This window comes from Pradoshia sp. Z4_20 (genome assembly GCF_058216035.1).
Genome location: NZ_JBZAJD010000007.1, coordinates 109,771 through 132,556, shown reverse-complemented (window position 1 = coordinate 132,556; position 22,786 = coordinate 109,771). Strand labels below are relative to the sequence as shown.

Genomic DNA, 22,786 nt, shown 5'->3' with positions numbered 1-22,786 from the left:
TGTACGTTCAATTTATGAATTAAGCCTATTCCTATATAAACCCTTAGAACTGCGCGATTTCCGCATGTCTAAGGGTTTTTCCTTTGAAATAATCTATTGCTGTTTCTAGTATTGTAGGATTAACTATCTATCGATTTAAATATTTTAATAATTCAAATTATTCATGATATTATTCTCCATCCGCTATATAATGAATAAAATAGAGTTTAGTGGAGGGAATATATTGAAGAAAAAATTGATAGTACCAGTGCTTCTAACATCCGCTATATTAGTAGGCTCGATTCCGGCTGGAAGTGTCTTTGCGCAGCCAGTTAATTCGAAAGCAGTTAGTAAGGAGTGGAATGAGAGGGCTAGCGTTCCTTTATTCGTGAAGGAGCGGTTTGCTGAAAAATACTCTTCTAGTACCTCTTCCAATGCTTTGGATTATTTGAAAAATAGGCAAGGGAAGACTGGAATCAGTAATCCGGAGAAAAACTTGAAGGTGAAAGATGTACAAAAGGATGAACTGGGCATGACCCATATTCGTTTTAATCAGACGGTAAATGGAGTAAATGTTGAAGGTTCAGACATTATCGTTCATTTTAATAAGGATAATGAGGTTGAATCCGTTAATGGCAGGATGAATCAGACACTTAGTGAATCAAAAGTGAATACAGCTGTTTCCTTAAGTGTTGATAGCGCAGTAAAAGCAGCCTTATCCTCTGTTAAAGCCCCTGAAGAGCTCACATATGAACCTACTGCTGAACTGGTTGTCTATCCTTTTAAAGAAGAAAACCATACAGCCTATAAAGTAAATGTTAACTTTATGGGTGTGGAACCTGGAAACTGGTTTGTTTTTGTAGATGCGCAAACGGGTGAGATAATTGATCAGTATAACGCTCTCATGCATGCCGCTGAAAGAAAAACGCAAAAGGGTACAGGAATCGGTGTACATGGAGAACGCAGGGAATTACACATTACCCGTGTAAAGGAAGCAAATTCTGGTACTAAGTTTTCTTTAGCGGATTATGCTCATGCTAACCTTGGTGGAATTGAAACGTACGATGCCAAAAACGATAACACTTCCAGTAATGATACGCTATATGTAGGGAATTCAGCTTCATTTATCAAAGATTACGATCGTGCAGCTGTCGATGCGCACTATAATTCCGAAAAAGTATACGAGTATTTTCTAAACGAGCATGGCCGTAATTCTCTAGATGGAGAGGGAATGGCGATTATATCTAAAGTCCACTATGGCACCAATTATAATAATGCTTCCTGGAACGGACGTTGGATGACCTACGGTGATGGAGATGGAGAGTTTATGATTTCTCTGGCAGCAGGTCTTGATGTGGCTGCTCATGAAATGACCCATGGTGTAATTTCTCACTCAGCTAATCTGGTTTACCGGAATCAATCAGGAGCACTAAACGAGTCTTTTGCTGACGTGTTTGGTGTACTAGTTGATGATGGTGACTGGGAAATGGGAGAGGATATTATGGCACCAGCTGCTAAAGCTGAAGGGGTGACGGTATTGCGCAGTTTAAGTAATCCTAACAGTGTAATTGTCAGCAGCGAGCAAAGAAGAGAATATAGTACAAATGGTGGTGTCTATCCAGACCATATGGATGAGTTCTATCATATGCCGACTTCCGTAGATGGCGGTGGTGTACATGTTAATTCCTCTATTACAAACCATGCTGCATACCTGATTGGTCAAGAACTTGGAAGAGAGAAATTGGGGGAAATCTACTATCGAGCTTTGACGGTTTATTTAACCTCTAATTCCAATTTTAGCGATGCTCGGAACGCAATTGTGCAGTCTGCTATTGATTTGTATGGTGAAGGCAGCGAGGAAGAGGCGGCCGTACAATCTGGTTTTGATGCGGTGGGAATCTATTAATTCATCCAGATGACTTGAAGGAAGGTTAGTTTATATTTATTTGCTCCCTTAGACGATGAGTTTAAGGGATTTTTTATGTGCATATATAAACTATTAGCGATCCAGAGTAGGAAATTTCTACATTAAAAAGAGGCTGGGACATAACTAAATTTACTATGTCTAAAACCGAATGATGTATTTGATTTTTATTAATCTAAATAGAAAAAGCCGAACTATTATTAATAATTGATGTTAACACTGCATTATATAATAGTTCGGCTTTTATAGATGCTGGAGACCTTTTGTCCCAATCTCTTTTTGTCTCTTATTGAGGCAATAATATCAATGTTTGATACTCTAATTGGCTCATTGAGTTTAGTTAGGTGATAATCTCCTGTCGCCCAATCGGAGATATCCCTTCTATTCTCATTTATTGTTTTATATAAGCAAGTCCTAAACAACCTGGGCCTGTATGGCTGCCAATGGATGGACCGATTTCGGTGATGAATATTTGCGCGAAGGATTGTTCTAATTCAAGATCAGCTTTTAAAGATAATGCATGATCAAGATTATTAGAGTGTAAAATACAAATCATTTCTCTCTCAACATTTGAAGCTAGGAATCTTTCTTTGATTTGCTTGGTTGCACCGGATGTTTTGCGAGCTTTGCAGACAGATTCAATGACTCCATTATCTGTAACAGAAAGGATTGGCTTGATTCCGATTAGTCCTCCAATCTTCGCAATAGCCGGATTAAGTCTGCCGCCTCTGGCTAGATATTGTAAGTCATTCACGTAAAATTCCACGTGAAAGGATTGTTTGTTTTCTTCCAGGTATTCGACAATTTGATCGTAGGAATACTTCTCATCTCTCATCATGCAAGCTTTGACCACTAACATTCCCATAGCCATCGAACCAGTTAAGGAATCGATTACGGTGATGCGGCTATCCGGATATGAATCTAGTAATTCCAGACTTGCTAATCTAATATTATTAAACGTGCAGCTTAATGCACTGGAAAGAGTTGCACAAATAATATCGTTCCCTTTTTCCAATTCTTCTTTTAATACTTGAATTGCGGCGGAAGGAGAGCTGGCACTTGTCTTGGCAACCTCGCCGTTTGCTAATCTTTTATAAAACTCCCCAAGTTCCATCTTACGTTCGGAACCGTACTCTACTTGATCCTCAAACTGAAAATGAAGAGGGATTAATTTTATTCCATATTTTTCGATTACCTCTATAGGGATATCGCAACTTCCATCGGTAATAATTGATATATTCTTCATGAAAACCTCCGTTAGTTATTAAACACTGTGTTGTATAAAATTTGTTATCATTGTATAATGATGCCCCGGAAGCATCAATCATCAATTTTAATCAGATTGAAAGTTATTAAACAGAATGGGACGATTTGTTTAAGAATAGGAGTCAGAATGGATGGAAGATCGCAGAATAAGATATACCAAAAAAGTAATTAAAGACACATTTATCGAATTGTTAGAAAAGAAGCCTATCAATAAAATTACCGTAACCGAGCTATGTACACAGTCTGAAATCAATCGGGCTACCTTTTATCGGTACTATGAGGATGTATATGATTTGATGGAGAAGCTAAAGAGTCAGTACGTAGCTGAACTGAAGGCAGCGATCTCTATTTCAAAGGACGACTACACGATTTCGGGATTTACAAGTGAAATTCTAGAGGTAATTCTAAGAAATAAGGAACTGAGCAGAATTCTCTTTTCTTTGAAGAATGGGAAAGACTTTCTTGATGATGTGTTAGATATTGCCCATATGAAATGTATAGAGAAGTGGAATCGATACGGGAAAAATGTACCGCAGGAACAGGTTGGGTATTTATCAACGTTCATAACTGCTGGGACAATAGGTATCCTGAATGAATGGATTCAAAATGATTACAAGGAGTCTCCCTCAGAGATTGCCAATCTGATTGAAAATATGAGTCACTACGGTCTGGAGAAAATTATTTATGGAAAATAAGTAAATCAATCAGTTTTTAGGTGACCGTTAGAGATTACTTTCTTTATACAGATTATTATTGAAATGAACAGCCCTTCTCATTTAAGAGTTAGGGTTTTTTTGATAGTTGTATTTTATAAATAAGTAGCAATAATATTAGTTTTCAGCGCTCTACTCGTTTGAGTAAATAAAAGGTAAATAAGATGACGATCCGGATATATTGTAAAGCCAAATTACCAATCAATCCTCTGAGCTCATTCAACTTTTTGCAGATCAATAATAGGTAGGTCCTTTTAATATTTTCTGATAAAAATGATAAAGTAGAGTATATAGAATAAAAACTAGGTGGTTTTATAATGGAAAAAGTGATGCAAAAGGTTTTAGAGTTCAGGGATGAGCGGAATTGGGGACAATATCATAATGAGAAAGATTCAGCGATTTCGGTTTCATTGGAAGCGAATGAACTATTGGGAAATTTCCAGTGGAGAGATAGCGAAGAGGCAGTGGCTGATTCAATCGACAATATAAAAGAAGAAATGGCCGATGTATTTATCTATCTCTTGCAGTTAGCGGATAAATTGGATATCGATCTGGAAGAGGAAGCACTCAAGAAACTGAAGAAGAACGCCATAAAATACCCTGCTCCGGCAAAGAAATAATCATATTCAGCTTACAATCATGTGTGATGTGGAGGTGCGGGATGACTACAAGTACAGTAGAAATTGAGACACTGCCTTTTAACAAGGCATCAATAAATCGCCTGAGCGGCTATTATGTTGATTATCCTGTCGTGTATTTTCTGAACAACGAAACTACCGTCTATATAGGCGAAACAGTGGCAGTCAAAATCGGATGAGGGACCATCTGAATAACCATGAACGAAAATCATTAAGTAAGATGTCCTTGATTATCCATAATAAATTTAATCGCTCGGCTACATATAATATTGAAACGAAGCTAATCAATTATTTCTTGGCGGATGAACGTTATAAGCTGCAGAACAAGAGTCAAACTGCAAAGAATGTAATGCATAACTATTATGAAAAACAGTACTATGATGAACAAGTTTTTGATGAAATTTGGACTGAACTTTTAAAAAGAAAAATTGTTGATCATTCCGCACAAGCAATTGAGAATAAAGACCCTTTAAGGAAATGACGACTGAACAGTTAGAGCTGCAGCAGGAAATCATAAAGGTATGCAAGGAACATATTCAGGATGAAAAACCGTTTGTTTTTCTTATTAAAGGGGAAGCGGGCGTCGGAAAGAGTGTTGTCTTAAGTTCGGTTTTCAATAAAATTCAAGAGCTCTCCAAGGAAAAAGATAACGAATTATTCAAAACTGAAAACTATTTATTAGTCAATCATTCTGAGATGTTAAAGACCTATAGAAAAATAGCTGGAAATGTTAAAGTCCTTTCTAAAAAGAATTTTGAAAAGCCGACAACATTTATCAACAAGCGAAAGAAATTAGGGAAAAAGGTTGATATCGTTTTAGTAGATGAAGCTCATTTATTGTTAACAAAACTTGATAGCTACAATAATTTCAACGAAGAAAATCAATTAGAAGAGATTATTAGACACAGCAAGGTAGCCATTATTGTCTATGATGACAAGCAAGTCTTAAAAATGAAAAGCTACTGGGACGAAGAAAAGCTTTATTCAATCACAAAGGGCTGTAATACAGGAAATTATGTTTTGACGAATCAATTTCGAATGCGTGCCTCTGATAATATGGTCAATTGGATTAATAATTTTGTAGAGAAGAAAATTACTCCGATGCCGATTGAAGATGCATATGATTTTCGGATTTTCGGATCGGCAGCAGAAATGTATAACGTAATCCAAGAGCAGAATAACAAATTTGGTTTGGCGAGAATTGTGTCCACCTTCGATTATATACATAAGAAAGATGGACAAACCTATTACGTGGAAGAGGATGGTTTTAAACTTCCATGGAATAATGATTATGGAAATCATACATGGGCAGAAGAGGCAAATACCATAAAGGAAGTTGGATCGATTTATACAATTCAAGGCTTTGACTTAAATTATGTTGGAGTTATTCTAGGCCCATCAATCGGCTATGATAAAGAAACTGAAATGTTAAAAATCATTCCTGAAAACTATAAAGATACAGAGGCCTTCAGGGGAAGGAATGAGTATAAAAACAGTGAAGAAATTATGGAAAGAATTATTTTGAATTCACTTAACATACTGATGAAGAGGGGCATACACGGCCTGTACTTATATGCACATGATCCGGAATTAAGGGGTAGATTGTTAAAACTTCAAGAAAATAGATTTCCTAGGTAGGAAGCAAGAAGCTAATTTCATTATAAGAGGCAAAACCCTTAACCAATCTGAATAAGGGTATAAGGTGTTTTGTCTGCCTTCTTTTGAATAAAAGCTTCCATCTTCAATAAAATCGACAAATAGTTTATAATTATCTGTAAATAGTAGATATTTTAGTCGAAGAATCATTATAATGGTATGAGATATGGTAAAAAATGAGATGAAAGGGTTTCCTAAGCAGAGCCTTTCTTTTTGCTTTTTTTAAACAGGAGAGCTTGCTCTTTTTTACAAATTAGGGGATGAGGATGGTTATAATGAGCAACATGCAGAAGAAAACAGACGTTATCTTAATTGGTGCCGGGATTATGAGCGCGACATTGGGGTCAATACTTAAAGAGTTAGCACCTGAATGGAACATCAAAGTATTTGAAAAGCTTGCAAGTGCAGGGGAAGAAAGCTCAAATGAATGGAATAATGCAGGGACGGGTCATTCTGCACTGTGTGAGCTTAACTATACATCTGAAAAAGCTGATGGATCTTTAGATATTAGCAAGGCTATCAATATTAATGAGCAGTTTCAGCAATCGAAGCAGTTTTGGTCATATTTGGTTAACAGCAATTTGATTCAAAATCCACAGGATTTTATCATGCCAATTCCTCATATAAGTTTAGTGCAGGGAGAGGATAATATAACTTTTTTGAAAAAGCGTTTTAAAGCGCTTTCTAAAAATCCTTTGTTTGAAGGAATGGAATTTACAGAGAATCCAGAGAAACTAGAAGAATGGATTCCTCTTATAATGGAGGGACGCTCAACGGATGAACCGATTGCAGCCACAAAAATTGATTCAGGAACCGATGTTAACTTCGGTGCGTTAACACGTATGCTGTTTGAACATTTACATAGTAGCGGTGTAGAAGTCAATTATAGTCATAGTGTAGAAGATATTAAACGTACCACTGATGGTCTATGGCAGGTGAAGGTGCATGATTTAGAAGATGGTAAACTTGAGTACCATACGGCACATTTCGTCTTTATCGGTGGAGGAGGCGGAAGTCTCCCTTTACTTCAAAAAACAGGCATTCCGGAGTCCAAGCATATCGGAGGTTTCCCTGTAAGCGGACTGTTTATGGTTTGTAACAATCCGGAAATCGCTGAAAAGCATCATGCAAAAGTATACGGAAAGGCTAAGGTTGGTGCACCACCAATGTCTGTTCCTCATTTAGATACACGATATATCGATAATAAGAAAACGTTATTATTTGGGCCATTTGCCGGTTTTTCGCCCAAGTTCTTAAAAACTGGTTCCAACTTTGATTTATTTGGGTCCGTAAAACCGAATAATGTTATTACGATGCTGGCGGCGGGAGTTAAAGAAATGGCATTGACTAAATATTTGGTTCAGCAAGTCATGCTATCGAATGAGAAGCGTATGGAGGAATTACGTGAATTTATTCCAAACGCCAACAGCGAAGATTGGCATACAGTTGTGGCAGGCCAACGTGTGCAAGTAATCAAAGATACAGAAAAAGGAAAGGGAACACTTCAATTTGGTACAGAAGTGGTCAGTGCTGAAGATGGTTCGGTTGCTGCATTGCTCGGAGCCTCTCCTGGAGCCTCTACTGCTGTTCACGTTATGCTTAAAGTATTGGATAAATGTTTCCCTCAAAATATGAAGGAGTGGGAACCTAAAATAAAAGAAATGATTCCATCTTATGGTCTATCTTTAATGGAAAATCCTGATCTTTTCAAAGAAATTAATCAATCAACTACAGAAACACTGGGACTTTGTACAAAAGAAATGATCTGTAACTAAGCATAGCTTAATTATAAATAAGGGCAACTCACTATACTAAGCGGGTTGCCCTATCTTTATTTTATGAACAGTAGAAACAACCCTGCACTAGACTTACCGATGCAGGGTTGTTTTATTAGTACGTATTAAGTTCATTAATTGGAGTCTGAATAATGACTGGTTTCTTTTTAGGGTCTAACCATTTCAAAATCTTTTTCACGTTTGCTTCAGATGTTGCGGTGCAGCCTAAAGTATAGCTGTTGCCAATGTGGAAGAAGATTGCGCTTCCCTTATAAGGTGTTCGCTTCGTATTGTAGTTGATTACAAACCCATATGTGTAGGCTGATATATTCATATTTTCTGCACTTTTCCATTGACCCTTGGTTTTCTTTTTGGACTGCCAAGTGTTGTATAGTTTCGATTTCGGATCATCAACCCATACGTCATCCGCTGTGATTTTACGATAATTCAGCTTTGTTCCGGGATTTGCTTTTCGGCCAAAAGCTGTACCGATTGTATACTTCCCAATCGGAGACCTCTTGCCACTTTCTTTCATGTCCTTTTCCTTTGCAAATCCATACTTCCCAATATAACCTTTGGTTATTAATACAGGTACCCATTTTCCTTTAGAGTTCCTCTCGAATGTGCGGATTTCAGCTTTCGATGTATTATATCCACTTGAAGTAACGAGAATGAGTTGCTTGTTGCTTTCGACTGTCTTTAAGCCTTCAGCTAAATTTTTCGGAGCTGCGGGCTTTTTGGAAGTTAAATAGTTACTGGAAGCCCAACCGGTTTTGCTGCCAATGATTACTTTGCTCCAAGAGCCTTTCGTTTGAGTTACTTTAACTGAGCTGTTCTTTTTAACAGTTGTAACTACTTTGTACTTAGTTCCGGCTCCACTGCGAATATTTAATGTACTTGCTGTGACATACATCGTTTTAGAAGTTACTTCTGCAACAGGTTTTTTAGATGTTAAATATTTGCTGGAAACCCAGCCAGTCTTGCTTCCAACCGTTACTTTTTCCCATGAGCCTTTCGTTTGAGCTACTTTGACTGAGGTATTCTTTTTAACAGTTGTAACAACTTTGTATGTAGTTCCTGGACCACTTCGTACATTTAGTGTACTGGCCGTTACATATTTGGATGATGCAGCTTGAACGTTATTTTCCACGGGAAGACCTGAAAGAATCACGAACAGTGCGATTATGATTGCAATCCCCTTTTTGATCATGTATTCACTTCTCCTTAATAATTTATGTACTTCCTTATTCTATTTACTTCTAAATGTAGTCGTAAACGAGCTCTTCTTATTTTACTAGATTTAAATTTTTTAATCATGTGGTCCTGCCCAATTTCGTTCTATTGTTCTATGAATTTTACGGATATTTAATGAAATATTTTTAAAATTAATACATGGTTTACCAATATAGCAGATCTCAAGTAATAATTTTCAGCCAATGGATGAATGTTTATGCTAATTGCCATCGGGAAGAAGAAAAAAGAAGTGATAGAAGGGGAAAGGAGGAAATATAAAATGGAAAAAACAATTTTTATTACTGGAGCAGGGAGCGGACTCGGCAAAGGATCGGCTATTGGTCTGGCGAAAAAAGGTCATCATGTCATAGCGACGACTGAGACGACATCTCAGAAAACAGCGCTTATGCGGGAAACGAGAGACTTGGGAATAAATATGGAAGTTTTTAAGCTCGATATTACCAATCCTATTGATTTAAGAGAAATTGATAAATATGATTTTGATATTTTTGTGGCGAATGCCGCGATTAATGAAGGTGGACCGCTCGCTGAAATACCAATGGAACGGTTCCGCGCTATCTTTGAAGTGAACGTTTTTGCCACGCTTGAGACAGCTCAAATCGCTGCAAGAAAGCTGGTTAACAAAGGTATGGGCAAAATTGTTTTCTTAAGTTCAATGGCAGGCATTATGACAACTCCTTATGCAGGTCCATACGCAGCGACCAAGCATGCCATTGAAGCAATGGCTTTGACATTAAAGGATGAATTAAAAGAGTTTGGCATACAGGTGGCGACTATTAACCCGGGTTCATTTGATACGGGTTTCAACGATCGGGCTGTAGAAGAAAAATGGAAATGGTTTAATGAGGAAGAACACTTTACCCGTAAAGAAGATATGAAAGCAATGGAAGAGGGATTGAAAAATCAAATGGATCCAGAGGATATGATTGAAAAAATGATAGAAATTATCCCGGCAGAACACCATAAATTCCGTACAGTTTATCCAGAGCAAACAGAAAAACAGATGAAGGAAGCTGAACAGAAAAAGTGGGGGATGGAAGTTTAATTCGACAAAGTCTTAATATACTTTCACTCTTTTTTCTCTTTAACTACTAATTGTCACATTGTGTCCAACTTTTGATCTAGTAGGTTAGGTGTTTTAGTTTTATTTAAATTTAAATATAAGTTAAAATATTCCTGAAGCAAGAATATCATTTTTTTCGGGTAAACTTACTTTCTTTTATGTCTAGGCAAAATTAGGCTATGTTAAAGTCCGTTATGTTGGCTAAGCAGGTTTTACTTGAAATGGATCTGAGGACATTGGGTATGTCTCGCTTTTATGCTGGATTAATACGAAGTGTCACAGACAAATCCAAGTATAAATTTTAAAATCCGTATGGATAAACAGAGCCTATACTTTAATGAGGAGGTAGTTCAAAATGAAATTAGAGGGAAAAGTAGCGGTTGTAACAGGTGCAGCATCCGGAATGGGGAAAGCGATTGCAGAGCTTTATGCAAAAGAAGGAGCTAAAGTCCTTGTAACAGATCTTAACCTTGAGGGTGCCGAAAATGTAGTCGAAGGGATTACAAACAATGGTGGTACAGCGAAAGCATTGCAAGTAAACGTTGCAAAGCTTGAAGATATCGAGGGAATGATTGATACAGCTGTTAGTGAATTTGGTACATTAGATATACTTGTTAACAATGCAGGCATTATGGATGGTTTCGAACCTGTTGCGGATATACAAGATGAAAGATGGGATTTAATTTTTGATGTAAATACAAAAGGTGTTATGCGTTCCATGCGTAAGGTCGTTCCATTATTCCAGGAAAAAGGCCAAGGCATAATTATAAATATTGCTTCTACTGGTGGATTAAACGGTGCTCATGCAGGTGCAGCCTATGGTGCTTCCAAGCATGCGGTGGTTGGTCTTACTAAGAACACAGCCTTTATGTATGCAAAAGAAGGCATTCGCTGTAATGCAATCGCACCAGGTGCGGTTGAGACCAATATTTCTGCATCGATGGGAAAAGTTAATGAATTTGGAATGGGACGTTCTAGATTAGCACAAGCTGCGATTCCTAAAGTGGGACAGCCGGAAGAAATTGCAGCAGCTGCCTTATTCCTTGCTTCTGAGGATTCCAGCTTTGTAAATGGTACAGTTTTAGTAGTTGATGGTGGTTGGACTTCAGCATTCTAATAAATATTAAATAATTGATTACAATTAGGCAGCTTGTTTCTCTGATTTAGAGGGACAAGCTGCTTTTCTTTTGAATAAGAAAATATATATTTAAATAACAAAATTTCACATAATCACTTTAAATAAAATATATTCAGTTAATAAATATTATTTTAATATAATTAATTGACAGGTGACAGGTTGTCACTTATAGTAGTCTTACTTGATAAACTGTCATGAAACTGACCAGACTAATTACATCAAGAGACTAATAAGTAAAGGGTGTCATCAAACGTATATGAAAGTACTTGAGTTGCATCATGTGAACAAACAATACCCGATTGCAGATGGTCAATACTTCCCTGCTCTTAAAGATGTTAATGTTTCCTTTGAGAAGGGAGAATTGGTCTCCATCATTGGTGAATCAGGAAGTGGTAAATCCACTCTAATGAATCTGATTGGCGGGTTGGATTCTGATTTTACCGGTTCCGTTCAGTTTGAAGGGAAGAATATTGGTGAGTTTAATGAAAAAGAAATGGATGAATATCGAAAAAATAAAATAGGCTTTATTTTTCAAAGCTTTAATCTGATTCCGCATTTGTCTGTCCTCGATAATGTCACGATTGCGATGACTTTATCGAATGTAGGGAAAGAGGAACGCATTAAAAGAGCGGAGGAGATTCTAACTCAGGTTGGTTTGAAAAATCATATTTATAAAAAGCCAAATCAATTATCCGGCGGTCAAAAGCAAAGGGTTGCGATTGCGCGTGCATTAATTAATGATCCTGAAATCATCATTGCCGATGAACCAACCGGAGCACTTGATTCTGAAACAACGGAACAAGTATTGGCGATCATAAAAGATATTGCTAAGCAAGGTAAGCTGGTTATTATGGTTACTCACTCTGAGCGAGTAGCGAACCATTCCTCAAGGGTAATCCAAATTGCAGATGGGAAAATTATCCGTGATGACAGAGGAGAACCTCTAGAACAAATGGAACCTCAATCCAATCAAGTGGAAAAGAAGGGTGGTGAAAACCTTAGCTTTGTGGCGGCCGTGAAACTTGCATTTCTGAATATGAAAGAGAAGCTTGGTAGAAATGTTTGGGTTTCATTAGGAGCAAGCATAGGAATCATGAGTGTCATCTTTTTCCTTTCATTAGGAAATGGTGTGAAGACCTATATGAATGACTCTATGAACAGTATGGTGAATCCGCTTGTCGTAGAAGTTAATATGCCTTCTGAGGAAGAGGAACTTCCGCCATCAGTGGATGAAAATCAGGCAATGATGCTATCGATGATGGGAGAACAGACACCATTTGAGGAAAAGGATATCGAGAAATTATCCGAAATCGAGCATGTTTCTTCAGTGGAAAAGGGATTTAATCTCATCTCATTTGGCTCCAATGCGGTTAAATATGGAGACAAAAAGGTTGATTTGATGATGATTACAACCATTTCATCTAACATAACAGATACGAGTATTAAGGAAGGCACTTTACCTGGAAAACAAGAAATTCTCCTTGCGGAGGGTACCGCTGAAAAATTAGGCGTAGATATGATCGGTAAAGATGTTAACGTAACGCTAATGCTTAATGAACAGTTATATGAAAAAACCTATACGGTTAGTGGAATTATTTCATTAGGCAGTCAATTTGCAGCGATGGATTTAATCTATGCCAATTATGAGGATCTGGTACAGCTTGCAGAGGATAACGGTCAGACATTGGATCCTACAAGTATCTATTTAGTTGCAGATAATGAAGAGTTTACGGAAGATATAAAAGCAAAAATCAAGGATATGGGCTACAATGGTTCATCGCAAGAAACAATGACAGCTATGATGAACGAAATGCTGGATGTTTTGACATATGTATTAACCGGGATTTCAGGCATTTCACTTTTTGTTTCAGCAATCATGATTTTGGTTGTTCTCCATATTAGTGTTGTTGAGCGTACGAAGGAAATCGGGGTCCTAAAAGCGATTGGTGCAAGACGCATGGATATTAGAAGAATTTTTGTATCTGAAGCATTCCTGATTGGATTATCGAGTGGAATTATCGGTGTTCTGGCAGCCTCTTTATTAACCTTTGTAGCTAATAGCCTTTCAACTAAATTAATTGATTTTGAAATTGTACAAATAACCCCAGCATATCTTGTTTTCGGTGTTGCTGCTAGCATCATTATTAGCATGCTTTCTGGACTTATGCCCGCCAATAAAGCGGCTAAATTGGATCCAGTTGACTCTTTACGCAGAGAGTAGGAAAGTATATGCCGAGTCAAACATTTGTGAATTTACCAGCGGAAAAGAGAATCAGGATTATTCAGGCTGCTAAGGAGGAATTTAGCCAATATTCCTTCTATGATGCATCAATTAATCGAATTATTAAAGAAGCGCAAATTCCTCGGGGAAGCTTCTATCGTTACTTTGAAAATAAAGAAGATCTGTTTCTGTATTTATTAAATGAATATAAAAGTGACCTCTTGGATCAGATTAACAGCAAGATTAACGCCGGGGTAAACCTCTTTTCAATTCACTTTCTGCTATTTGATTATATAACTAAGAAAGCGATGGATCCTGCTCATTCCAAGTTTTTGGTCAATGTATTTACGCGGACGGATAGTAAGCTAGCTGAACATTTAATGAGCTTTACGGATGTACGTGAAATGGAAGAGAAACAAGAGAAGTTTCTGAATCTAGTTACTGACACTCATTTACTAAAGGTTGAAATAAAAGAGGAATTGTTTCAAGTTATTGAGATATTGAGAACTATCACATTCAATCAAATTATCCTGGCGTTAAATGATCTTTCGACTGTAAGCCAAAAAAGAAAAGACATGGAGCGTCAATTTCATTTTATTAAATATGGTGTACTGAAATAAACAAAGTAAAAGCCTTGAACGTGTGTTCTAAACAGGTTCAAGGCTTTTTATTATAGTCAGGTAGCTTCCACTCGATCTGCAAATATATGAATATTATCTTTAAGAATAGAAGGCTGTTGGTCTGCCGGGTACGATTTTAATGCTATTTTGGCAATGAATTTCTCGAAAATTCCCAATGCGTGAGAACGAATTTCTCCACCGAAGCAGTCAATTGCTGTTGCTTGCTCAAGTAACTCATCTGGAAAGTTGGTTTGAAAGTATTTTTCAGCATTTCCGACATCAGCGCAGCAAATAAATAGACCGACCTCTTTCTGTTTAAAATCTTTAAGATGGTTTTTTACGAATTTTTTAACCGACGAATGAAGTTTCCCATAACGGATGGGACCGCCAATCAAAACAGTATCATAGGCATCCAGCGAAGGATCAGTGTGCGTAAGATCAACTAATTTTGCATGCCCATTAAAGTCTTGTTCAAGGATATGTACGCATGTTTCTGTAGTTCCGCTTTTTGAAGCATAAGCAATCAATATGTTCATGACTAATATGGCTCCCTTCTAAGATGACGTGTCTATATAAAGCATATACCCTTTTTGTCATCCTACCAAGGGGAAATATCAGAAACTTCTAATATTATCTGACATTAGGTTTTAGAGATAGAGGGCAATCTGTAGAAATAATCTTTGGCCGCAAGTAGTTGATTGGTCCGCCAGCTACTTATCCATGGAAAAGGTTAATAGGACAAGAGAGAGGTGTATAAAGCCAATAAAAAATCCTGTCCGCTGGTTTAGCGGACAGGATTTAACATTTATTAATAGGCTATGCTGAATAAACCTTTAATGTGTGAAAGATAACGGATATTACTTGCTTCTTTCATTATTGTAGCCGGTAAGCCTTTTAATGGTGTTGAGTTCCCGCCAATAATGGCTACGCCATCTTTACGTCCAAGACTTGCTAATGTTCCTGAGTTTACTGGAGCAAATACTTCAGGAAGAGTACCCTTAATGGATGCCGCAATATTATAACCAATCAATTCACCCATTTGCCAAGCCATTTGTGCAGTTGGCGGGTATGGTCTCGCACCAGGAGCAGGGAAGACAACTGCACTGTCACCAGCAATATAAACATCAGGATGTGAAGTAGATTGTAGATATTCATTAACAGTAGCACGGTTACGATCTACTGCTAAACCAGATTCGCCGATAACAGGAAGGCCTTGTACACCGCCAGTCCATACAAATGTGTTGGCGATAATTTGTTGGCCATCTTTTAATTCAATCACATTTCCGTTTACACCTGTGACAGGAAGTCCAGTCAAGAATTGAACTCCACGATTCTCTAAGCTTGTCATTGAACGTTCAATTAAATGATCAGGAAGCATAGGTAAAATTTTTGGACCTGCTTCAACTAAGATAAATTTAAGCTCAGAAGGATCAACCATATATTTTTTAGCTACTTTAGGGGTTGTATCTGCAATTTCTCCAACTAATTCAACACCGGTTAGTCCGCCGCCACCGATTACAATGGTTGCATCGGCTGGATTTTTAGTTTGTGCATATTCTTTAATTCGATCTTCGATATGCTTGTTAATTTTATTAGCATCCTCTGCTGATTTTAAGACCATACTATTTTCTTCAAGTCCAGGAATGCCAAAATAAGCAGTTTGGCTGCCTAATCCAACGACTAATTTATCATAGGTTAAGATTTTTCCGCTTGAAAGGGTTACCTTTCTTTCATCTGCTGATATAGATTCAACTTTAGAGATGATTAGATTAATATCTTTTCCTTTAAACAAACGATCTAATGGCATAGCAATTCTGCCTTCGCTAATATTGCCTGCTGCCAAACGATGCAGTTCAGTAATGATTTGATGTGTCGGATATTGGTTAACAACTGTAATAGTAGCTTCTTCAGATGTTAAATGCTGACGTGCTGATAATGCTGAAAGAAGACCGCCATACCCTGCTCCTAAAATAACAATTTCTTGTGCCATGATATGTTCCACCCTTGTTTGTAATATTTTTAATCTAGTATTTTATTAAAATCATTTAATAAGTGCTTTTTGTATAAATGAATAAGCTTTTATTTGGAACGTTCGTTGCTTACTTGAAGATAAGCGCTGGCAAAGCGAAGAACCTTTTGGATTTGAGGATCTTTTAGCATTTTCATCAAACCGAACACACTGATCACTTCTTTGCTTTGTTCAGCTCTTTCCTTTGCTTCCATTGCATTGACAGCTATATGTTTGGCTGTTTTCGTAACAGGCTCTGCAAATTCCTTCGCTGTATTGGCAAAATCGTTTACTAATACTTTATCAGTAGCGACGGATTGAGCGAATTCATATGATTTGTTCAGTGCTGTTACAACTTCAGTTAATTGTGGTAATTGATTTAATAGTGTAACTAATGATTCCTGAACCTCTGGTTTTGATAATTGTTTTAACAATTCTTCTTGTGAAGCAACCGGAGAGGATTGTGTCTCTGATTGCTGTTTCATTGTGTCTGACATAGCAAATACCCCATTTCTGTTTGTTATAGCGAAAAATTAAATTAGTTATATTTATATAACCATAAATCCTCTACTTTAAGCATACTCCTTGTGTATAAATTCACAAAACTTTTTGCTCGAAAAAAGCGCTTTCATAGCAAAAAGAATACTATTTACACTATATTGATAGTGAAATATTTCATTCATCAATAGTTACCGTTGTAATTTTGATTTATAAATAATGAAAACAGGAGGATTTTTGAGGATGATAAATATGTGTAAATCTAAAATAGTTAATGGGGAGAGAGTGTGTTTAGGGCATTTTATAATATTGAAATAATGAATGAAGGGAAGAAAATAGACTCTCCGAGGAGAGTCTATTTTCTGTTTATTCTTGTTCACCGATAATAGTTTCGGCAATGTTTTTAGCGTGATCGCCGATGCGTTCAAGATTACTTAAAATATCAACGTAAACAAGGCTTGCTTGTGCAGAACAGGATCCATTATTTAAACGGATGACATGCTGCTTTCTTAATTGGCGCTCCATCTTATCGATTTTACGTTCCAATTCGAGTACCTTGTAGGCACTTTCCTTATCTTGATTCTCTATTGCCGCCATCGCTTCTTTGACCGCTTCTATAGTTAGTGTGAACATTTGAGACATGCCTTCTGTGGCCTCATCTGTAAATGTTGCTTTATTTGTATTTTTATACTCTGCAAATTCCAGAATATTTTCGAAATGGTCGCCAATGCGTTCGATATCAGTGATGGTATGCATTAGAATATTATGTTCGTCAGATTCATTAGCAGACAGTGAACTTGTGGAGACTTTAACAAGATAATCTGTTATTTTGTGATCTAAATTATTAAGAGCCTCTTCAATTTGATTACCTGTATTCAATGAAGCAGTTTCATTAGTTAACAGGTAGTTATACGTTTCTTCCAATCCTTTAATAGCAAACTCGCCCATTCGCAAAGTTTCCTTTTTCGCCTGTCCAAGTGCAATAGAAGGAGATTGGTCGATGATTCGTTCATCCAGATGCTCTGGTTTATACTCAATAACAGTATCTTTTCCTGGAATGAGTTTAGTAACAATCCACGCATATACACCAATGAATGGAATCATGATCAGTGTGTTTGTAATGTTGAATGTTCCATGTGCAAAGGCAATGGTCATTTCCGGATTTAGTCCAAGTGTTTGTTGGAACCAGCCAATAAGGGACGTAAATGGAACGAGCAAAATCATAAAAATGATTGTACCGAACACATTGAAAAGTATGTGTACACAAGCAGCACGTCTAGCGGCAACTGATGCACCAATCGATGCAAGAAGGGCAGTGATAGTTGTTCCGATGTTATCTCCGAATAGTACCGGTAAGGCACCTTGCAGGTCAATAAGCCCTTCACCAAATAATCCCTGAAGGATTCCGATTGTAGCACTGGAGCTTTGTACTAATAATGTAAAGACTGTTCCTACTACAACACCGAGTATGGAATAATCACTTAAGCTGACAGTTAGATCATGAAACCATTCGAAGGTACGTAGAGGCTTCATTCCACTGCTCATAAGCTCTAGGCCATAGAATAATAATCCGAATCCAAATAGGATTTGACCGAAGTTGTGCAGCTTTTGGTTTTTAAAGAAGAATAATAAAAATGCACCGACAAAGATAATTGGTAATGCATATTCGCCAACATCAATACCGATAATGAAGGCAGTAATGGTTGTACCGATATTTGCCCCCATGATGACACCAATAGCCTGGCGGAGTGTCATAAATCCGGCACTTACCAATCCAACCGTGATAACTGTTGTACCTGAACTACTTTGAATTAAAACTGTAACTAGAATACCAACCAGAATCCCCATAATAGGGTTGGTTGTATATTTATCCAATAGATCTCTTAGTCGATCACCTGCGGATTTTTGGAGTCCATCCCCCATGTATTTGATACCGAATAGGAAGATACCCAATCCGCCGAGAAATTGAAAAAGCATTTCTTGAATACTTACATCCACTGTTTACACCTCAACATTATTTTAGAAAAATATTTTCGATTATCATTATTATTGACAAGAAGTTGAAAGTAAATACTAAACAGTCATATTTAACTATAACTTTACGGTTCCTTTACGTTCGTGTAATTTATCAATAAATTAAAAAAAATATATTATTTTAAAATATAGGTTTTTGAAGAAAAACAGTGTATGGTTACATTGAATTCTGGATAGAATTAATGATTTCTATAATAGATAACAGTACCAGATATGAAAGATATGTATACTCTAAATCCTCAACTGAATGAAGAACAGTAGAAAATATGATAGACTTAATAAACAATATTTTCGGGAGAAGAGGGGGATGATTGGTGTACCTTTCCGTGAAAGAAACAGCAGAATACTTATCATTGCCGGAATCCTATCTTGAAACTCTTATCAAGCAAAAGAAAATCCGGGCTATATTTGACGGGGAGCAGTATTTGATTAACAATGATCAATTCTCCAATTATCAAGAGCAGCTGCAGGAATATAAAAAGCTTTTCCAGGAATGGTTAACTGAACCGATTCCTGAAGATTGGGATGCAAAAGATGAGGATTAATAAAACAGGGGGGGCAAATTTTGCCTTCTTTTTTTTGCTTAAATCCTTATCCCATCTTCATTGCCAATTAAACAGTTAGTAACAACCAATCTTTGCATCTAATTGTAATGTCTGCAGTCATTTTTTGATATGATTTATGTAGCGTTCGTAATTATAAAAAATTCTTATTATAGGTAAGCATGCTCCTTTATTGGGGTACTAGTAAGAATATAATGGCACTTTTGAAATTATGATTTTTATTTTGGTAGGCGAGGGAGAGGTTACTTATGAATCTAGCAACAATTGGTACTAGTAGCATTACAGAACAATTTATAGATGCAGTTTTAGAAAGCGATGGTCTTTATCTAAAGGCGATTTATTCAAGAAATTTGGATAAGGCGTCTCGTTTTGCGAATAAGCATGAGGTCGATCTTGTTTTTAATCAGCTGGAGGAACTAGCTAAATGTAAGGAAATCGATATTGTCTATATCGCTTCTCCGAACTCATGTCATTTTGAACAAGCGGTTTTAATGTTAGAAAACGGGAAACATGTCATATGTGAAAAACCGTTATTCTCTAATGTGGCAGAGCTGGATCAGGCATATCAAATCGCTAAAAGGAATAACGTCTATCTTTTTGAAGCCATCAGAACCCTTCATACACCCAACTTCAAGTTACTGCAGGATAATATTAGACGAGTGGGGAGAATTCGTAATATAAACTTACAATATATGAAATACTCTTCCAGATATGATCAACTACTGGAGGGGGAGATTCCTAATATTTTCTCAGCTGATTATTCAGGTGGTGCTTTGGTGGACCTAGGTGTTTATCCTCTTGCCATGGCCTTCGCCCTTTTCGGAAAACCTATCTCGACCAGCTATACTCCAGTTATGCTTGATAGTGGCGTTGATGGAGGAGGAACACTAATCCTCAAGTATTCTGATTTTGTATGTACAATTGTTTGCTCGAAAATAGTTAATTCCTATGGGTCAAATGAAATTCATGGGGAGACGGGGAATATTATCTTTCCTGGATCAGGAACCATTCAAAAGCTTGAGTATATTGATAGAGAAACAAAAGTGTGCGAACCCTTTTCAATTCCTCAAAAAGAGAATGATATGGTGTATGAAATTGATACTTTTATCGATATTATCAACCATGATAAACAGCCAGATTATCAAAAGCTAATTGAGATTAGTAGAGGGGTACTGGAAATTACAGAGTACTCCCGAAAAGAAAGTGGAATTGTATTTAGTACAGAAAGAGAATCTGAATAATTTTTTAATAGAAGGCTGCCGGCAGGGCGGTCTTCTATTTTTTATAAGCAGAGATGTTTATTAATTCAAAAAAAATACACAATTTATAGGTTTGTTTTAATTAAGGGGTGGAAAGGTAATAGTGGGAAAAACTTTGCTTTATTCTATTAATCATAAGTTCAAGGAGGAGAAGTGAGCATGATTAGGGACATTATAAACAAAACGTTTTCTATGGGAATTGGAGCAGCTGTAACAAGCAAGGAACAAATTGAAAAATTAGTGGATGAATTGGTGAAAAAGGGTGAAGTAACTCAGGCAGAATCTAAATCAATGGTGGAAGATCTAGTGAAAAAGGGTAATGAAGCCCGGACAGAATTTGAACAACAAATTAATTTAAAGGTTAAGCAACGTCTGGCAGAAATGGATCTTGCCACAAAAGAAGACATTGCACGATTGGAAAATCGAATTGCTTTGTTAGAGGAGAAAAATCAATAACAACACAAGTTTATGAATGAGCAGGTTAGGGGGGAAGCAGATGCTTGAAAAGAGAATACGTCACTTTAATCGGTACCAGGATATCATCCGTGCAATGATTCATAATGGATTTGGATCCATTGCCAAAGAACTGGGATTATCCGATATGCTACCGTTTGGAGGGCAGTGGACGTTTGAAGGCAAGGAGGTTAAAAATCGGCCGGCTGCCGAGCGGATTCGTGCCATTCTTGAGGAATTGGGCCCGACTTTTGTAAAGCTTGGGCAGATGCTGAGTACAAGACCTGATATCGTTCCTCCTTCCGTTATTTTGGAATTGGAAAAGCTGCAGAATCATGTGCCTGCCTTCTCCCCTGAAGAAGTCAAAAAGATTATCGAATCGAATCTGGAAGCAACAATTGATGAACTGTTTTCCGACTTTACAGAAGAAGCATTGGCTGCGGCTTCTATTGGTCAAGTACATAAGGCTGTTCTTCATACAGGGGAAGAGGTCGCTGTAAAGGTGCAACGCCCTAATATCCAGGGTAATATTGAGACAGATCTAGAAATCTTGCACAATATTGCTAGATTGGCAGAAAAGCGATTCAGCTGGGCTAGAGATTATGGCATAAGTGATATAGTGGATGAATTTTCTCAATCCTTACATCAGGAACTGGATTATGGAATTGAGGGAAGAAATTCCGAAAAAATAGCTAATCAATTTATCGATAATGACATAATTAAGATACCATCTATTTATTGGGACTACTCTACTAAGCGAGTATTAACGATGGAATATGTAGAAGGTATTAAAATAAATGAAATCGAAATGCTAGATGAACTTGGGTTTGACAGGCAACTAATCAGTGAGCGCTTTACGGATGCGATGATGAATCAAATCTTAATCAACGGTCTGTTTCATGCAGATCCACATCCAGGCAATGTCCTGATTCAACCTGGAAATCGAATTGTTTTGATTGATTTCGGTAATATTGGACACCTGGATACACGGATAAAGTATGCATTTGCAACATTGATTATTGCCTTAAAACGAGGTAATACGGATAGTGTCATGCGTGCAATCCTGAAGCTGGGCTTCACACCTGATGATATCAATTATGATAAACTGCGATCTGATGTAGAAGAAATTATCGATAAGTATTATGGTCATCCTTTAAATACTTTAAATATGAGTGAAGCAGTGAATGACTTCTTTACATTAACCTACTTACATCATATCCGTATCCCATCTGATTTGACTATGCTGGGTAAAACCTTCCTTGCAGTGGAAGGTGTTGTAGAAACATTGAATCCGGAATTCAATATTATTGATGTAATTGAGCCGTTTGGGGAGAAGTTGATTAAAGAAAGACTGAAGCCTAAAAACCTGGCGGACTCCTTGTGGAACAAAGTAGTGGAATACTCGGATATCCTGGACGAAATGCCTCGCAATATAAATGAATTGATGAATAAGCTGAAAGAAGGTAAATTTCGTGTACAAATAGAAGTGCCGCAACTAGATGTGTTCCTTGGTAAAATGGATAAGGTCGGGAACCAGCTTTCCTATGCGATTATTCTCTTGTCCTTTAGTATTATTATGGCAGGCTTGATTATAGGATCATCATCTAGAGGGAGCGGTTCTATATTATGGCAAGTGCCTATTATTGAAATTGGATCGATTATCGCCACCTTAATGGTACTGTATTTACTTTATTCAATTTTTAAATCGGGCAAATTTTGAGAGG

At 37.1% G+C, this 22,786-nt stretch carries 21 protein-coding genes; 15 read left to right on the top strand and 6 right to left on the bottom strand.

Annotated elements, in window-relative coordinates; genetic code table 11:
- The first annotated feature begins 223 nt into the window (after positions 1–223).
- Positions 224–1,885 (top strand): M4 family metallopeptidase, encoded by a 1,662-nt coding sequence (locus tag AC4BHP_RS15100; RefSeq protein ID WP_490553148.1) that lies wholly within the window; start codon positions 224–226, stop codon positions 1,883–1,885.
- A gap of 409 nt (positions 1,886–2,294) precedes the next feature.
- Here the strand turns inward: AC4BHP_RS15100 and AC4BHP_RS15095 are convergent, their stop codons facing one another.
- Positions 2,295–3,149 carry a DegV family protein gene (locus AC4BHP_RS15095; RefSeq protein ID WP_490553146.1) on the bottom strand — a complete coding sequence of 285 codons (855 nt, stop codon included), beginning with the start codon at positions 3,147–3,149 and terminating at the stop codon, positions 2,295–2,297.
- Between the two features lie 151 nt (positions 3,150–3,300).
- On the opposite strand from AC4BHP_RS15095, the gene AC4BHP_RS15090 reads away from it, so the two are divergent.
- The 6 genes from AC4BHP_RS15090 to AC4BHP_RS15065 all read left to right on the top strand — a co-directional run bounded on the left by AC4BHP_RS15090 (position 3,301) and on the right by AC4BHP_RS15065 (position 7,951).
- Positions 3,301–3,864, top strand: a complete 564-nt coding sequence (locus tag AC4BHP_RS15090; protein WP_490553144.1) for a TetR/AcrR family transcriptional regulator — start codon at positions 3,301–3,303, stop codon at positions 3,862–3,864.
- A 335-nt stretch (positions 3,865–4,199) separates the two neighbouring features.
- A complete protein-coding gene (locus AC4BHP_RS15085) occupies positions 4,200–4,502 on the top strand; it encodes a nucleotide pyrophosphohydrolase (protein ID WP_490553143.1) in 303 nt (100 codons plus the stop codon).
- Between the two features lie 41 nt (positions 4,503–4,543).
- On the top strand, positions 4,544–4,699 hold the full coding sequence (locus tag AC4BHP_RS15080) for a hypothetical protein (RefSeq protein WP_490553141.1): 156 nt from the start codon (positions 4,544–4,546) through the stop codon (positions 4,697–4,699).
- The gene (locus AC4BHP_RS15075) at positions 4,696–5,001 is read left to right on the top strand and encodes a GIY-YIG nuclease family protein (protein WP_490553139.1); all 306 of its coding nucleotides are present in this window, start codon (positions 4,696–4,698) and stop codon (positions 4,999–5,001) included. Before AC4BHP_RS15080 ends, AC4BHP_RS15075 begins: the two co-directional genes overlap by 4 nt.
- The gene (locus AC4BHP_RS15070; RefSeq protein ID WP_490553137.1) at positions 4,998–6,158 is read left to right on the top strand and encodes a DUF2075 domain-containing protein; all 1,161 of its coding nucleotides are present in this window, start codon (positions 4,998–5,000) and stop codon (positions 6,156–6,158) included. Before AC4BHP_RS15075 ends, AC4BHP_RS15070 begins: the two co-directional genes overlap by 4 nt.
- Positions 6,159–6,451: 293 nt before the next feature.
- Complete coding sequence (locus AC4BHP_RS15065; RefSeq protein ID WP_490553135.1) at positions 6,452–7,951, top strand: malate:quinone oxidoreductase; 1,500 nt, start codon at positions 6,452–6,454, stop codon at positions 7,949–7,951.
- Between the two features lie 115 nt (positions 7,952–8,066).
- On the opposite strand, the gene AC4BHP_RS15060 is transcribed toward AC4BHP_RS15065, so the two are convergent.
- Positions 8,067–9,161, bottom strand: a complete 1,095-nt coding sequence (locus tag AC4BHP_RS15060) for an SH3 domain-containing protein (protein WP_066108340.1) — start codon at positions 9,159–9,161, stop codon at positions 8,067–8,069.
- 303 nt (positions 9,162–9,464) lie between these two features.
- On the opposite strand from AC4BHP_RS15060, the gene AC4BHP_RS15055 reads away from it, so the two are divergent.
- The 4 genes from AC4BHP_RS15055 to AC4BHP_RS15040 all read left to right on the top strand — a co-directional run bounded on the left by AC4BHP_RS15055 (position 9,465) and on the right by AC4BHP_RS15040 (position 14,247).
- A complete protein-coding gene (locus tag AC4BHP_RS15055; protein ID WP_139892739.1) occupies positions 9,465–10,250 on the top strand; it encodes an SDR family oxidoreductase in 786 nt (261 codons plus the stop codon).
- Positions 10,251–10,623: 373 nt separating this feature from the next.
- The gene (locus AC4BHP_RS15050; RefSeq protein ID WP_066108337.1) at positions 10,624–11,385 is read left to right on the top strand and encodes an SDR family oxidoreductase; all 762 of its coding nucleotides are present in this window, start codon (positions 10,624–10,626) and stop codon (positions 11,383–11,385) included.
- Positions 11,386–11,662: 277 nt separating this feature from the next.
- Positions 11,663–13,627 (top strand): ABC transporter ATP-binding protein/permease, encoded by a 1,965-nt coding sequence (locus AC4BHP_RS15045; RefSeq protein ID WP_490553131.1) that lies wholly within the window; start codon positions 11,663–11,665, stop codon positions 13,625–13,627.
- Between the two features lie 8 nt (positions 13,628–13,635).
- Positions 13,636–14,247 (top strand): TetR/AcrR family transcriptional regulator, encoded by a 612-nt coding sequence (locus tag AC4BHP_RS15040; protein ID WP_066108333.1) that lies wholly within the window; start codon positions 13,636–13,638, stop codon positions 14,245–14,247.
- A gap of 56 nt (positions 14,248–14,303) precedes the next feature.
- Here the strand turns inward: AC4BHP_RS15040 and AC4BHP_RS15035 are convergent, their stop codons facing one another.
- The 4 genes from AC4BHP_RS15035 to AC4BHP_RS15020 form a co-directional block, all read right to left on the bottom strand.
- The gene (locus AC4BHP_RS15035) at positions 14,304–14,783 is read right to left on the bottom strand and encodes a flavodoxin domain-containing protein (protein WP_066108330.1); all 480 of its coding nucleotides are present in this window, start codon (positions 14,781–14,783) and stop codon (positions 14,304–14,306) included.
- A 272-nt stretch (positions 14,784–15,055) separates the two neighbouring features.
- Positions 15,056–16,237 carry an NAD(P)/FAD-dependent oxidoreductase gene (locus tag AC4BHP_RS15030; protein ID WP_490553128.1) on the bottom strand — a complete coding sequence of 394 codons (1,182 nt, stop codon included), beginning with the start codon at positions 16,235–16,237 and terminating at the stop codon, positions 15,056–15,058.
- Between the two features lie 89 nt (positions 16,238–16,326).
- A complete protein-coding gene (locus AC4BHP_RS15025; RefSeq protein ID WP_148631109.1) occupies positions 16,327–16,752 on the bottom strand; it encodes a DUF1641 domain-containing protein in 426 nt (141 codons plus the stop codon).
- 367 nt (positions 16,753–17,119) lie between these two features.
- Entirely contained in the window at positions 17,120–18,751 is a 1,632-nt protein-coding gene (locus AC4BHP_RS15020; RefSeq protein WP_175354313.1) for a Na/Pi cotransporter family protein, read from the bottom strand.
- A gap of 350 nt (positions 18,752–19,101) precedes the next feature.
- On the opposite strand from AC4BHP_RS15020, the gene AC4BHP_RS15015 reads away from it, so the two are divergent.
- The 4 genes from AC4BHP_RS15015 (at position 19,102) to AC4BHP_RS15000 (ending at position 22,782) form a co-directional block, all read left to right on the top strand.
- Positions 19,102–19,332: an excisionase family DNA-binding protein gene (locus tag AC4BHP_RS15015; protein WP_066108321.1), complete on the top strand. Its 231-nt coding sequence runs from the start codon at positions 19,102–19,104 to the stop codon at positions 19,330–19,332.
- Between the two features lie 266 nt (positions 19,333–19,598).
- Positions 19,599–20,591: a Gfo/Idh/MocA family protein gene (locus tag AC4BHP_RS15010; RefSeq protein WP_066108319.1), complete on the top strand. Its 993-nt coding sequence runs from the start codon at positions 19,599–19,601 to the stop codon at positions 20,589–20,591.
- 177 nt (positions 20,592–20,768) lie between these two features.
- On the top strand, positions 20,769–21,065 hold the full coding sequence (locus AC4BHP_RS15005; RefSeq protein WP_225983642.1) for a phasin family protein: 297 nt from the start codon (positions 20,769–20,771) through the stop codon (positions 21,063–21,065).
- Between the two features lie 40 nt (positions 21,066–21,105).
- Entirely contained in the window at positions 21,106–22,782 is a 1,677-nt protein-coding gene (locus tag AC4BHP_RS15000; protein WP_066108315.1) for an ABC1 kinase family protein, read from the top strand.
- Positions 22,783–22,786: the final 4 nt, after the last annotated feature.